We start from the raw sequence: 15677 nt of genomic DNA, 5'->3' as shown, positions 1-15677 counted from the left end.
TAGACAAAGGTATGCCAATAGAACAGGTTCAGCAGCTGCTAGGGCACCAGAGTATAGATACTACATTGCAGTATGCAATGGTTAATCAAAACAATGTAAAAGAATCACATAGGAGATTCATTGGGTAGAAACAATTTGTTTGCAATTCTCAATTTATCGGGCTTAATCATAGCTTGAAGAATTTCATAATTCATCCTCTAATGGGAGGATTGATTTATGCCTAAATATCGATTTGATGAAATTGCTATTAACAGCACAACAAAGAAAAAACCTGTAGAAGAAGATAAATATACTTACTTGGGGTTGGAACATTTAGATTCTGGAAGCCTTAAGGTTACAAGATTCGGTTCAGATGTTGCTCCAATAGGCGAAAAACTGTTAATGAAAAAAGGTGATGTTCTTTTTGGTAAAAGAAGGGCATATCAAAAGAAGGTAGCGATTGCACCTTTTGATGGAATTTTTTCAGCACATGGAATGGTGTTAAGACCAAAAGAAGAAGTTATAGATAAAGATTTTTTCCCTTTGTTTATTAGCTCTGATTATTTTTTGGATGCTGCTATAAAAATATCTGTCGGATCACTATCGCCAACTATTAATTGGCGTGATCTTAAGGGCCTTGAGTTTGAACTGCCATCGTTGGAAGAGCAGAAGAGATTAGCAGAGGTATTATGGTCAATAAATAACACGTTAGATGCTTATAAAAAGTTATTAGAAACAACGGATCAGCTTGTTAAGTCTCAATTTATCGAGATGTTTGGTGTACCCTTTCAGAATGAAAAAAGATGGCAAATACAATCACTGGATGAGATTTGTACTTACCTGACTGATGGTTCGCACTACAGTCCTAAAGAGGATACAAATGGAATTTATCCGATGCTTACTGTTAAAGATATGACGGAGCGAGGATTTGATTATGGGGACTGCAAGCTTATAGGAGAGGAAGAATATGCCAAAATGGTAGCTAATGGATGCGTTCCTAAAGTGGGAGATGTTTTGGTGGCAAAGGATGGTAGTTATTTTAAGACGGCCTTTGTAATTGAGGATGAAAGAGAGCAAGCAGTATTATCTTCCATAGCGATTCTCCGTCCAGATAAAGCAAAAATGGTTCCGCGTTTTATGAGGGAATATCTTATGTCTGGACAAGTTTTGAAGGCAGTTGAAAGTGAGTATATTACTGGAACAGCAATAAAAAGAGTTATTTTAAAAAAGCTAAAAACTATGCCAATTTATATACCACCAATATCAATGCAAGAAAAATATGTCGCGCTGGTGGAACAGAGCGATAAATCAAAATTTGAACTAGAACAATCTATAGCAGAACTAACAGCTACATATAAAAGGATAATAATGGACAACATTGGCTAATAAATAAGGTCATGAAGTTTCCTCCGGCTCGTGGAAACACCGGAAACGGAGGAATGAAAAGGAGGAAACAATCATGATGAAACAAGTTATTGCAGAAATCCAAGCTGACTTATCGTTGACATTGGATAAAGGACAAATGGAGATTCTTTTGAGAGTACTTGAACAAAGATTACTGCCACTGGAGACAGTGGATGACTCAAAGGAGTTGCAAGGGAATATGTTACCGATGTTTATTTCCGCAAAACGTGTAGAAGGATGCTCAGATAAGTCTTTAAGATATTATGAGTCTACTATACGTAATATGATTGAGAGCATAGATAAGTCTGAATGTTTAATAACAACGGAGGACTTAAGGCTATATTTAGATGAATACCAAAAGCGCGGGACTGTTAGTAAGGTAACGCTTGATAATGTGAGGCGAATACTATCAAGTTTTTTTGCATGGCTAGAAGATGAAGATTACATTGTAAAGAGCCCTGTTAGAAGAATACATAAAGTTAAGACGGGGAAAACGGTTAAAGAAACGTATACGGATGAATCATTAGAGATAATGAGAGATCATTGTGATAATACACGAGATTTAGCGATGATTGATTTGCTGGCCTCAACAGGAATACGTGTTGGTGAATTGGTAAAGCTAAATCGAAATGATATAGATTTTGAGAATAGAGAATGTATTGTATTTGGAAAAGGAAATAAAGAACGAAAGGTTTATTTTGACGCTCGCACAAAAATACATCTTCAGCGATATATTTCCGAAAGGGAAGATGACAATGATGCATTATTTGTATCGTTGTTAAAGCCATTTGATAGACTTCAAATTAGTGGAGTGGAAATAAGACTTAGAAAAATAGGAAGAGAACTGAACTTGCATAAGGTTCATCCGCATAAGTTTAGAAGGACCTTAGCAACAGTTGCTATAGACAAAGGTATGCCAATAGAACAGGTTCAGCAGCTGCTAGGGCACCAGAGTATAGATACTACATTGCAGTATGCAATGGTTAATCAAAATAATGTAAAAGAGTCACATAGGAGGTTCATTGGATAGTTATAATTTGTTTGCAATTCTCAATTTATCGAGATGTTTGGATTGCCTTTTTCTGAAGGATGGCCTGTAAATGGTAAGTTTGCGGACTTTACTTTAAAAATGCTAAAAGGACCATTCGGCAGCGATATGAAAAAAGCTTTATTTGTTGAGAAGGGACCAGACACTTATAAAGTATACGTTCAGGTAAACGCAATACAGCAAGATGAAACGCTTGGAGAATACTATATTTCTAAAGAATACTATGATAGTAAGATGCATAGATTTGAGGCTTTTCCTGGAGAATATTTAATTACATGTGATGGGACATTAGGGAAATATATACGTTTAGATGATGCAATGGAACCAGGCGTTATATCTCCATCAATGCTCAGCTTGAGATTGGATGAAGAACGTATAGTACCAAGGTTCTTCGAAACATACTGGAGTCTGTTCATTTTGGACTACTTAGTTTCAAAGACGAGAAATACTGCACTGGTACATTTGCCGTCAGCAAAAGCAATCGGAAATCTTGATGTTGTCATTCCAGATATGGAAGCTCAGATTCGATTTGCTGAGATTGCAGAACAGAGCGATAAATCAAAATTTGATGATGAGATTATTTCAAATCTCAATTTATCGAGATGTTTTATGGAAAGGGATATCCAGTAAAAACTATAGGTGAAGTGATTGAAAAAAGTATTACACGTGTATCAAAAAAGTTTGATAAGACAGACGAAATACAATATTTAGATATTTCATCTATAGATAATATATCCAAAAATGTTGTTGGCTTAACTACTTATGAAGTTAGCAAAGCACCATCTAGGGCACAGTATGTTTTGAAAAAGGATGATATAGTTTATTCTACGGTTCGTCCAAATCTTCAGAATATAGCAATTAACAGATGCTCTGATGAGAATGTGGTTGGTTCAACAGGTTTTTGTATACTTAGATGTACAGGAGTGACAACAGGCTATATGTGGGGAGTAGTTAATAGCAAGCCTTTCACAGATTCAATGGTAAGTCAGGCGAGTGGGGCTAATTATCCTGCAGTGACTGATAAGGTTGTTCATTCATTTGAAATACCAATACCGCCAGTGGATGAACAATTGGCTTATGAGCAGTTTGTACGACAGAGCGATAAATCAAAATTTGATGATGAGATTATTTCAAATCTCAATTTATCGAGATGTTTGGAGACTTATGTAAGAATTCAAAAGGATATGATTTAAGACCGTTATCAGAACTATTACTTATTGAAAGAGGGGGATCGCCAAGACCAATAGCAGATTATATAACTGAGTCGGAAGACGGCGTTAATTGGATAAAAATAGGTGATGCAGAGGAAGGTTCTATTTATATCACGAACACAAAAGAAAAAATTAAACCTGAAGGTACAAAAAAATCACGTTACGTTAAGCCAGGCGATTTTCTTCTAAGTAATTCTATGAGCTTTGGCCGTCCTTACATTCTGACTATAGATGGATATATACACGATGGATGGCTTGTTTTGAGAGATGAGCAGGATATATTTAACAAGAAATATCTATATGCGTTACTCTCAAGTAGCTATGCATCATCGTCATTTGAATCTATGGCAGCCGGTAGTGTTGTAAAGAATCTAAACAAGGATTTGGTAGGAAGACTTATGGTTCCAGTTCCGTCAATGGATGAACAAAAACAATATGCGGATTTTTTGGAACAGAGCGATAAATCAAAATATATATGTAATGTTACGAGGAGGTTTTTATGCTAAACGAAGACACTATTGAACAGATGCTGATATCTGTTTTACAAAAAAATGGATGGACATATATTCCGGCAGATAAGATGCCGCGCCAGGATTCAGAAGTTATGGTTGAATCCATGGTTAAAGATGCCCTTATACGATTAAATCCGGAAATAGCAGAAGAACCAAGTCGTGCTGATGAAGTTATTTATAAGCTTAGGTCTTTGATATTATCGGCCCAACCACATAATCTGATAGCACAGAATGAAACATTCAAGAAATTGGTATTTGAAGAGAATTCTTTTCCATTTGGCAAGGATGGAAGAATGGTTCCTATTCGTTTTTTCGGAACTATGACAAGGGAAAACCTTGCTTTGAATGAGTATGTTGTAACAAACCAGTGGTGCTTTCCTACAAGAGAAGGTGGTAAGCGTCTTGATTTAGTTTTATTAGTAAATGGATTTCCACTTATTATTGGTGAGCTTAAGACTCCTTTCCGTGATGCAATTACTTGGCTAGACGGAGCAAGGGATATTGCAGATTATGAGAAGAGTATTCCTCAGATGTTTGTAACGAATGTATTCAACTTTGCATCTGAAGGAAAGTGTTATAGGTATGGCTCTGTCAATATGCCTATTGATATGTGGGGACCATGGCATACTCCTGATGACAAAACAGAAGGTACGCTTATTTCAGTGCAGAAGAGTGTTGTAGACATGATTACGCCTGAGAAGGTAATGGATATATTCCAGTTCTTTACTATGTTTGCAACGGATAAGAAATACAGAAAATATAAGATTATTTGCCGTTATCAGCAGTATGAAGGTGCAAACCTTATAGTTGAGCGTGTTAAGGCCGGATATCCAAAGAAAGGTCTTATCTGGCATTTCCAAGGTTCCGGTAAATCTTTGCTTATGGTATTTGCAGCATATAAGCTTCGAATGATTCCGGAATTGAAGAATCCAACAGTTGTTATTGTTGATGACAGATTGGATTTGGAAACACAGATTACAGCTACCTTCAATGCATCTGACATACCTAACATGGCAGCTGCCCGTACAAAAGAAGAACTTATAAAGTTCTTTGAAGGTGATATGCGTAAAATCCTCATCACTACAATATTCAGATTTGGTGATGTAGATAAATGCTTAAATGAGAGCAGCAATATCATCCTCATGGTGGATGAAGCCCATCGAACTCAGGAAGGTGATTTGGGCGAGAAGATGAGAACGGCATTACCAAATGCATTTTTCTTTGGTTTAACAGGAACACCTATCAACAGAGTAGATAAGAATACCTTTAGAACATTTGGTGCTGAAGAAGATAAGAGCGGATATATGAGTAAGTATTCATTCTCGGATTCTATTCGTGATGGAGCGACACTTCCTCTTAATTTTGAAGCTGTGCCAGTCGAGCTGCATGTAGATAAAGAAAAAATCAATGAAGAATTTGATTTGATGACAAAAGATTTATCTGAAGAAGATAAGGCTGAGCTTTCACGCAGAGTCAATATGAAGGCTATCATGTATGATAGAAAGCGAATTAAGAAAGTTTGTGAGCATATAGCGAAACATTACAAGGAAAAGATAGAGCCTAATGGTTATAAGGGACAGGTGGTTGTTTATGACCGTGATTGTTGCCTTATGTATAAGGAAGAGCTTGATAAGTTGTTAGGACCAGACGCTTCAACAATTGTTATGGATACAAACAATGATAAAGCGGATAAGTATAAGGCCTATAGACGCGATCGTGATGAAGAAAGTAAGCTTCTTGATTACTATAGAGATCCAAAGACACCATTAAAGCTTGTTATTGTTACAGCAAAGCTTTTAACAGGATTTGATGCGCCAATTTTGCAGGTAATGTATTTGGACAAGCCTATGAAAGATCATAATCTTTTACAGGCTATTTGTCGTACAAACAGAACCTATGATTCAGGTAAAACGTTTGGATTGATTGTTGATTATATTGGAATCTTTGATAATGTAGCAAACGCTTTGAACTTCGATGAAGAAGGTATGAAAAAAGTTATTACTAATATTGAAGAGGTTAAGAAGAAACTTCCTCAATTAGTAAATGATTGTATGGATTACTTTACTGGCATTGATATCGGTAAAGATGATTGGGAAGTATTGCTTGAAGCACAAGAAAGATTACCTGATGATAAAGCAAAAGATAGATTTGCGGCATACTTTAGAGTTCTTGCGCGTGCATGGGAAGCTTTATCTCCAGATCCATGTCTTACAGAGTATCGTGATGACTATAAGTGGCTTGCAAAAGTATATGAATCAGTAAAACCTACCGATAGCCGTGGAGCTTTAGTGTGGGCTGCTTTTGGTGCAAAAACAATGGAGCTTGTACATCAGAACATTATTGTAGGAGAAGCGGAAGAACCGGATGAAATCATTACGATGGATGCAGAGCTTATTGATGATTTTATTGCAGCTCAGAAAGATATTAAGAAAACGACTATGAAGGTTGAAATCAATCTGGTTGCTATGATTCAAAGACACTCCAAAGATCCAAAGTATATTGAATTAGGAGAAAAACTCGAAAAATTACGTGATCAGCATAAACAAGGTCTGATTGGAAGTATCGAGTTCCTTAAGATGTTGCTTTCATTAGCGCGTGAAGCTGCAAGAGCTGAGCGTACCGTTGTACCTGAAGAAGAAATTGATAAAGGTAAGGCTGCACTTACTGAACTGTTTAATGGTGTTAGAAACGAAAAGACACCAATTATTGTCGAGCGAATTGTTAATGATATTGATGGCATCGTTAAAATAGTTCGTTTTGATGGATGGCAGAATACTACTGAGGGCCAAAAGGAAGTAAAGAAGGCATTACGTAGCATTATATGGATCAAGTATAAGCTTAAGAACCAGGAAGTATTTGATCAGGCTTATAGTTATATTGAGCAGTATTATTAATTGCATTGGCGAGAAAGAGTGGTGTTTGTATGCCAATAGGGTGGATAGATTTTTCGAAAGATGAACGAAATAAAGTTTTAAATGTGATTCATCTGTTGGATGAGCCAGGAGCTGTTGATGAACTGGGAATAGGTGCAATTCGTGATGCTTTTGCGGATTATTTTTTTCCAGGTACATCCACTGTCCAAACAAGGGCAAAGTATTTTCTTATAGTACCGTATGTTCTTTTTGAAGCAGGGAATGGTAAATATGGTTCGGATATAAACACAATACTAAGAAGAATTGACAGTGAGGAACGCAACTGCAGAGATATTCTCATAAAAACAAGCAATGATGGCGTTATAGGTAGTCTAGTGCCAAGATCATGGGTTTTAAGAACACCTTCGAATATCTATTGGAACGGAATAAAGAGAATTGGAATCTTTAAGGAGGATCTTTCTGTTAAGGAATATATACATCAGAGTATTATTCAAAGAAATTTAAAACAAACTAAAGCGTATGGTAATAGAGATAAGGACGCAGAAGAAAACGAAAAAGATGATGTAGATGCAGGCGATATTACTTCCATTCAATTTTGGAGTTTGGGTGATACATATCATAGTGATTGGAGAGATAATCTGAGTATTGAATTGTTGCCTGGAGAGGCAGCATTCTTGAGAACTCAAATTATCACAACTCAGAGAAACAGCCTATTTGCGTTCGTTTTAAAGAACAATATTGAACTGGATAAGTATAGTTCCTTCGGTGCACTTACAGAGGATATCAAAGAATCTGTTGATGAGGAACTTCGCTATATGATGGAGCTGGCGAATGATTTCAACAATCTTGTATCAATAATCACTACAAGATACAACCTGATTGTTTCCGGTGGAAATAACGAATATGCTCAGGAGAATTGGGAGCTTTATTCAAAGGATTTAAAACGTCGAAGTCAGGTTGACCTAAAAGCTATCTTTCACAAATTGGACATTAGGAATCTTAAACTGAAAACGTTTTTGATTAGAGTCCAGGATGCAATCAGAGATGACGACATCGAAGCGGTGGATAATCTTATTGTTAAGCGGGAAATTGCATTAAAAGGCCCGAAGAGAGCCAAAACAAATCGAGTTGGAGAATTTAAGAACCAGAATTGGATAGGAATAGATAGGCTAGACTATAGATACACGCCAGCTAAGAGAATAATTAGAGATATTATGAATGCGGAGGTGGTGTGAGATGTTTAAGCCAACTTCAGCAAGGGACAGAATAAACTACGGCGAAGTGCTTATGCCACCCGTTGGTTACAAATTGGAACATGCTATCGGAACAACATATTCACTTGATCTTGAGACCTTAACGGCAGTAGCTATAGCTTTAGGATTAATTGAGGATACCGATAGTGAGCTGATTAGTAATCCAATCAGTATGCTTAGCGCACTTCAAAAGATATCAGACAGGATAATTGTATTTTGTGAAGCTGGGCAAATTAAACTACCGTCCAAGCCGAATGCACTCTGCTTGACTCTTGAAAAGATGGTAGTCCCAGTATCGGTACCGTATGATAAGAAGATAAAACGTTTTCCTGCTTTTCATCCGAAAACATGGTTACTTGAATATAGCAATGAAGAAGGAAAAAAGAAATATAGATTTGTAGTCATGAGTAGGAACATGACATTTGATCACAGTTGGGATGTTGCTTGTGCTCTTGATGGTGATACTTCGTCTTCAGGAGAGGTGAGTGCGGAACCGATAGTGGAATTTTTAAAATTCCTTAAGAAGCAATTGAACAAAGATCTTGTAAATTTTACAAGACAAAACAATGATATTGCTTACATGATTAAGACCATTTTGCAGGTGAATTTTCAGGTAGAAGATGGTTTTTCTGAATGCGTCATCATGCCTCTTGGCATAGGTTCAGGGAGCTATGATATGGCTGCAAATTGGCTTTTTACGGAAAACTTCCACGAGCTGGTAGTTATGTCTCCTTTTCTGACTGGAAGCGTGATAGCAGGTTTTAATAATCCTGGAAAGACATTAACCGGTACGACAAGAACATTAATAACACGAAGGTCTGAACTTCCAAAGATAGCTGATGGGAAGGCTTCTAATTTTGATGTTTATGTAATGAAGGATGATATCATTGACGGCGAGAGTTCGATATCTGACGGAGAAGAGCAATTTGAACAGGAATCAGGCAAACAGGATATTCACGCCAAAATTTACGTGAGAAGAAAGTATAATACCACAGATTTATATTTAGGCTCAATGAACGCATCATACGCTGCCATTAATTCAAATGTGGAAATGATGCTGCGACTTAGGACGAAGAACAGTTTGTTGAATGGTGAAAAATTTCTTGATGACATCATGGGAGATGACCGTGAAGGAAAGAAAAATCCGTTTGAGTTGGTTTCTCTTGATGATATAGATGAAATTGATGAGACATCAGTTCAGGATAGTGTTGAGCAGATGATTAAAAAAATATGCCGGATAAAGATGAGCGCGCGAGTTGAAGCTAATTCTGGGAAATTTGATGTTCGAGTATCAGTGGAAATCGACTGTAAGATGGACGGAGTTGTTATCAGACCTTTGAGAAGTAATAAGGAAAGTGAATTACTGCCAGATATGGAGTTTAATTCATTGGAGATGCTACAGTTATCGGAGTTTTATGTTGTGTCTGCGACAATTGATGATTGCACATTGGATCGAGTGATAATGATTCCTACATCTGGAATACCAGAAGGAAGAGATGCGGAAATTATCAAGAATGTCATAAAGACAAAGAATCAGTTTATTGAGTATGTCGCGTTTATTCTTGGTGATGACTATGTTCAGTCGTTTTTGGAAAACAAGAAATCATCGGGAGAATTTGGTGAATGGGAACAGAATAGTGCAATGCCCGCTGTTTATGAAAAAATGTTGAAGACTTCTGTTTCTGATCCAGAAAGGTTAGGCGAGATACAGTATATTACTAAAGCTATAGAGGAAGAAGAAATTATACCTCCGGAATTTAGGGAAATGTATGAAGTTTTTTGTAATACTCTTGGAATAAAGCAGGTGTAACTTATGGACTTAGAGAAAAATCTTCGTTCAATTGAAGAAAAGACGATGGCTCAGCTTAAAGACTTTCAGTGTGCAACAGTTGAAAGAATCGATGAGCTTTTTCGTCATGGGCAAAATAGAGTCCTGGTTGCAGATGAAGTGGGGCTAGGGAAAACTCTTATTGCTAGAGGAGCAATTGCAAAGACTGCTCTGATTCAATATGAGAAGAACGATGACATATTTAAGATTGTATATATATGTTCGAATCAGGTTATCGCTAATCAGAACATACAGAAGCTAGATGTATTCAATATTAGACCTGATGGGAATAGTGGTGATGCAAGACTGTCCATGCAGCACTTGAAAATTGCAGAACAGGAGTATTCCTCAAAGAAGAATAAATCTTATGCACAGTTGATACCATTGACTCCGAGTACATCATTCAGTATGACAAATGGTGGAGGTACGAAAGAAGAACGAGCATTGATGTATGCCATTCTAATGAGAATACCAGCACTCGAAGATTGGTTGTCGGAGATTAATTCATTTATTTCTCAGGGGGTTAACTGGTGGGATTGGTATGTAAATCATTATAACGAGAAGATTAATTTCCTAGAAGATGAAGGAACAGAGTATCCTGGTAACGTAATCAAAAAGATTGAAGAATTTGACTCAAAGAATCATATATATGATCTTCTGATTCAACACGTACAGGAAATAAAGAATGGGGAGGAAGTAACCTATTCGAATAATTATGTCCTTCAAAAACTCAGAAGAATGTTTGCAGAAATAAGTGTCAGCATGCTTCAACCGGATCTTGTTATTATGGATGAATTTCAGCGGTTCAAAAGTTTGATTGATTCTGAGGCACAAGAGACGGAAAACGGTGTAATTGCAAAACGGTTTTTTGAGACAAAAGGATTGAAGGTACTCTTGCTTTCCGCAACGCCATACAAGTTATATTCGACAATGGAGGAAATTGAGGAAGCTGATTCACCAGATGAGTATTACAGAGAGTTTTTTCAGGTTATTGAATTTTTACTTAATGATAAAACGAGGATGAAACATTTTTCTGAAGTGTGGTCGGATTATTCTGTAGCGCTTAGAGAAGTGATTCAAGGTGATGCAGCTGTCTTACATCTTAAGAAAAAAGCAGAAGATGAAATGTATGGTCTCATGTGTCGTACAGAGCGTATATCTGTAATGGATACAGGTGATTATATTGATGATAGCAGTGTTCACCATTCACTTAGTATTTCAGAGGGAGATATCCATACATTTGTTGATATGGGGCGGATGTTAAAAGATATCGGGGAAGAAAGATCACTGCTGGTTGACTATGCAAAGAGTACACCGTATCTCATGTCTTATATGAATCACTATAAGGTTAAGGAGCGAGTAGAACGGATTATTAAAAAGAATCCGGAAGAGATTTCAAAGACAAAAGGGAAGTATCTTTGGATTAATCGTAACTGGCTCGAAAACTACAGTGAGATTCCTTCTAATAATGCAAGACTTGAAGAACTAAAACGACAGATTTTTAATAATCGTTCTGAACTATATATGTGGGTTCCGCCTTCAAGACCATATTACAATTTGGAAGGTGTTTATAAAGATAGTAAAGGCTTTTCAAAGATACTAGTTTTTTCATCATGGGAGATGGTGCCTAAGATGATTGGAAGCATGATTTCATATGAAGAAGAACGAAGAACAGTTGGTGTAGTATCGAATGACGAAGGGATAAAATCCGAAAACAACAAATATTTTACCGAGGCAAAATTACGTTATCCAACGGCAAGACTCCGATTTAATGTTTCTAAGGGAGAACCAAGAGGAATGTATATGTTCTGTTTGCTTTATCCCTCTGAAACGCTTGCAGAAGTGTATAAGCCAATTGATTATCTTAATGCCGGATATACACTGAGCGAGATTCGTGAAGAATTAAAAGTTAAGATTAGTAATCTTTTAATTCCGATTCTTGAAGAATACGAGCATGATTCTGTTCGTGAGGATAAGAAATGGTATTATATGGCTCCGGCACTTCTGGATGGAGCTGAATATGTCAGTAGATGGATAAACGTAATGATAAATACAAATCCTGATGCAGATGATACAACAGAGGATTCGGGAACAACCGGATTGGAAGTACACCTTAGAAGAATGAATGCTCTTATGAATGCAGCCGACCGAGAAATGGGACGTGCTCCAAGTGATCTGGCGAGTGTTTTAGCAGATATGGCAATAGGTTCATTTGCAGTATGCGCATTTCGTTCTAATGGTGGGGATCTGAGAAAATCTTCGGAATTGGCTAAAGTTTTCATCAACCGTTTCAATGCAACTGAAGCAACTGCGGCAATTATGCTTGCTTATGGAGATAACGAGGATTCAGAAGGAGATGGGCATTGGAGAAATGTTCTGAGATATTGCTGTGATGGTGGTTTCGGTGCAATGCTCGATGAGTATGTTCATATGGTTTCTGAAGGTGCTGGTTTTGGATTATCAGAAGATAAAAATAGCCAGGTACATGAGCTGATGATTGATGCGTTGAAGATTCATTCTGCCAGTTATTCAATTGATACATTTCCGGCATTCAAGAAAAGAATGAATGGAGAAAGATATCAGAGAACATTCATGAGATCTCATTATGCAGTTGGATTTACTAAAAGCGAAGGTAATGAATCCAAGAATGTTGATCGTAAGGATAGTATTCGAAATGCATTTAACAGTCCTATGAGGCCGTTTGTTTTGGCAACCACTTCAATTGGGCAGGAAGGTCTGGATTTTCACCATTATTGTCGCAAAATTATGCATTGGAATTTGCCTAGTAATCCTATTGATCTTGAGCAGAGAGAAGGACGTATCAATCGATATAAGTGTCTTGCTATAAGACAGGATATTGCGGGACGATTTTTTGACAGGGAATTTGATAGTGATGTATGGCAGGAACTATTTGCTATGGCTGCAGAGGAAATACGTACAGAAGATCAATCAGAGCTTGTTCCTTATTGGTGTCTGGGGAAAAATCAGGCAGTAAAGATAGAACGAATTATTCCGATGTATCCAGTCAGCAAGGATGAAGTTAATTACGATAGGCTAAGAAAGGTACTGTCGTTATACAGACTAACTATGGGACAAGCAAGGCAGGAAGAACTTGTAGAATACATTCTCGAAAGTGGGATGGAGGACAAGGACTATATTAGAAAACTTTTTATCAATCTTAGCCCTTATATCAGAACTAATCGAGAATGGAAAGAAAAAATGAGTGCAAGAAAGCCTGTCATTGAAGAAAAGAAAAAATCAGAGAGACAGACTCGAATTGAAATACTACAAAAAGAACTTGATAGTTATGAAGAGCAGCTTCAGTTGCTGACAGCTGAAAAAGATGACATCAAAGATTACGAAGTTGTAGGTATGCTGATTACTCATAAGAGCTTTGGTGAAGGTATTGCGACGGAATATGATGGTAAGCATATTTCTATAGAGTTTGAGGTTGGAAAAAAGGCCTTTCAAGTTCCACAGGCATTTGAGAGCGGTTTCCTTAAATCAGAATATCCTGATTTTTTGGATAACATCAAGAAGAAAGCTGAAATCAGGCAGAAGATGGATATTCTTGATGAGGAGATAGCTGAGAAGAAAAAGCAGCTGAAAACTCTCATTATCTAGAAAAAAAGTAATAGGTATAACTAATACAAAATTAAAGAGGGTGCGATGAGTACTATAGAGATTAAGAAGATTGGTATAACAAAACTTGATACAGATGCCATTGTAAACGCAGCCAATGAAGGGTTGTGGGAAGGCGGTGGAGTATGTGGTGCAATCTTTAGAGAAGCAGGATCAGCAGAGCTTACAAAGGCTTGTAATGCTATAGGGGGATGTAAAACAGGAAATGCTGTGATTACTCCTGGATTTAATCTTCCGGCAAAGTATGTGATCCATGCTGTTGGACCTCGGTGGACAGATGGCGAACACAATGAGCCAAAGCTTTTATATAGTGCTTATAAACAATCATTGCTCTTGGCGAAGGAAAAAGGATTGCATTCTATTGGTTTTCCTCTTATATCTGCAGGTATTTTTGGTTATCCTTTGGATGGCGCATGGAGAAAAGCCATTCAGGCTTGCAACGATTTTATTTGTAATAATTCTGACTATGATATTACTATCATCTTCGCTGTTTTAGATGAAAGGATTCTTGAGGCTGGAGAGAAAACTCTTAAAGCAATTGTAGGGGATGAGAAGGTTGAAAATACTGTAATTCAGTGGTGCAAAAAATATGAGGTTCTTTTTCATGCGATACATGAGGATGATGAGTTAAAGGAGTTTTTTGAAAGATATAATGTATATCAGCCACCTCAGGGACATCATGGGCTGTATCAAATTTTACATGTTTGCATGAAAGAGGCCTATGACAGCAATGTGGTAATTACCGATTATGGTAAGGTGGTTGAAGGTGGAAAGTTTTCTGATAGAGATTTAGCCAATCCTTCAAAGGAATGGTTGACTAATCTTACGGAAAAACAAATCTTAGCTGTTATTGCATGGCACTTTAGAAGAGATCATTTTTGCGAGGGCAGTTGGATTTGTGAATCTGTTGCGGATGGCCACATGGCGTTGTTGGTTGATACGTTGTTAGAAAGATGTGAGAAACAAGACTGAACGCAAAGGAGGATTGGCGGAATGTATTATCAATATGATAGTCAGTATAAAAATGTGCTTATAAGAACTGCCCAGGGAAGATTTCCTGAAATCCTCCACAAAGGCGATAAACAATGGAGTATTCTGGCACCGAAGCCAAATGATCCTGATGATATGTATACCAGAGCTATTTATTTAGGCGGAGGTTGCTGGGAAAGGCTTGATGATATTGATGAGGATATGGCTGAAAATATCTTGAAGGAATGGGGATATGATGCCAATCCGCCAGAAGCGGATGGTGTTTTAATACCTGAAAAGAATGCCAATATTGACGGTGTAGATAGATTTCCAGAAGGGTACTTATTCAAAGGGAAACTAAAGAAGATCCGCATCGATTCTAACTGTATTTGCTACGGCCCATGCCCGATGCCAGATGATGAGACGGAACAGCATCTTACTATTACTTTGGAGGGTGGTGTATGGCTTACAAGATTATCTTTTGCTAATGGGCAGATAGAAAAGACAAACTTTAAGATAGACGTTGGAGTTGTTAATAATCTGTTTGATGTGGTAGAAAATCGTTTTTCGCAGGAACATGAGCTTTATTGCGTGACGGATGTAGGCTCCTGGGAAATGATTTTAACAAACGAAGAAGGTAAGGAGTTTCAATACAACGGGCCTTTGCTTGAAAATGCTGGAGACAGAGTTGAGGGACTTTCTGATATGGTCAGAGAAGCTACTGGCAGAGATGATTTATTTGTATTTGATGGATGCCCTGAAAAGATTGACTACTTGAAGCTTGAGTACAACCGTGAGACCAAGATAAAGCCCAAACATTTACCGGAAGATGCAGAGTATGAATTTGTGACCTGGAATTATGCTGAAGTTTTGACAATAGACAGGGCTACGGAGACGCTGACAAATCATATTCAATTTGCTGAGCAGTGTTCTGTTACAAATACTTATCATGTAGAGG

General features: G+C 37.4%; 10 protein-coding genes and 2 pseudogenes. All 12 read left to right on the top strand.

From position 1 onward, the window contains the following. Positions 1-128 (top strand): annotated as a pseudogene (locus K6G87_RS19975) (integrase); the annotation flags it as partial. An 88-nt stretch (positions 129-216) separates the two neighbouring features. Then, on the top strand, positions 217-1365 hold the full coding sequence (locus tag K6G87_RS16425) for a restriction endonuclease subunit S (protein ID WP_296839686.1): 1149 nt from the start codon (positions 217-219) through the stop codon (positions 1363-1365). A 73-nt stretch (positions 1366-1438) separates the two neighbouring features. After that, complete coding sequence (gene xerA / locus K6G87_RS16420; RefSeq protein WP_296839684.1) at positions 1439-2413, top strand: site-specific tyrosine recombinase/integron integrase; 975 nt, start codon at positions 1439-1441, stop codon at positions 2411-2413. A 42-nt stretch (positions 2414-2455) separates the two neighbouring features. After that, a complete protein-coding gene (locus K6G87_RS16415) occupies positions 2456-3061 on the top strand; it encodes a hypothetical protein (protein WP_296839682.1) in 606 nt (201 codons plus the stop codon). A 14-nt stretch (positions 3062-3075) separates the two neighbouring features. Beyond that, positions 3076-3624, top strand: coding sequence for a hypothetical protein (locus K6G87_RS16410; protein WP_296839680.1), 549 nt, complete (start codon positions 3076-3078; stop codon positions 3622-3624). After that, positions 3582-4148, top strand: a complete 567-nt coding sequence (locus K6G87_RS16405; protein WP_296839677.1) for a restriction endonuclease subunit S — start codon at positions 3582-3584, stop codon at positions 4146-4148. The genes K6G87_RS16410 and K6G87_RS16405 overlap by 43 nt, the downstream gene beginning before the upstream one ends. After that, entirely contained in the window at positions 4142-7048 is a 2907-nt protein-coding gene (locus K6G87_RS16400; protein ID WP_296839675.1) for a type I restriction endonuclease subunit R, read from the top strand. The genes K6G87_RS16405 and K6G87_RS16400 overlap by 7 nt, the downstream gene beginning before the upstream one ends. A 29-nt stretch (positions 7049-7077) precedes the next feature. After that, on the top strand, positions 7078-8262 hold the full coding sequence (locus tag K6G87_RS16395) for a DUF6361 family protein (RefSeq protein WP_296839672.1): 1185 nt from the start codon (positions 7078-7080) through the stop codon (positions 8260-8262). A gap of 1 nt (position 8263) precedes the next feature. After that, the gene (locus tag K6G87_RS16390) at positions 8264-10090 is read left to right on the top strand and encodes a phospholipase D family protein (RefSeq protein ID WP_296839668.1); all 1827 of its coding nucleotides are present in this window, start codon (positions 8264-8266) and stop codon (positions 10088-10090) included. Between the two features lie 3 nt (positions 10091-10093). After that, entirely contained in the window at positions 10094-13732 is a 3639-nt protein-coding gene (locus K6G87_RS16385; protein ID WP_296839665.1) for a helicase-related protein, read from the top strand. A gap of 45 nt (positions 13733-13777) precedes the next feature. Next, positions 13778-14722 carry a macro domain-containing protein gene (locus tag K6G87_RS16380; RefSeq protein ID WP_296839663.1) on the top strand — a complete coding sequence of 315 codons (945 nt, stop codon included), beginning with the start codon at positions 13778-13780 and terminating at the stop codon, positions 14720-14722. Between the two features lie 21 nt (positions 14723-14743). Then, positions 14744-15677: pseudogene (locus tag K6G87_RS16375) on the top strand (hypothetical protein); the annotation flags it as partial.

The sequence above is a fragment of the Butyrivibrio sp. genome (genome assembly GCF_024699075.1).
Note: the sequence above shows the minus strand (reverse complement) of the source record. Positions and strands in the feature narration are given on the sequence as shown.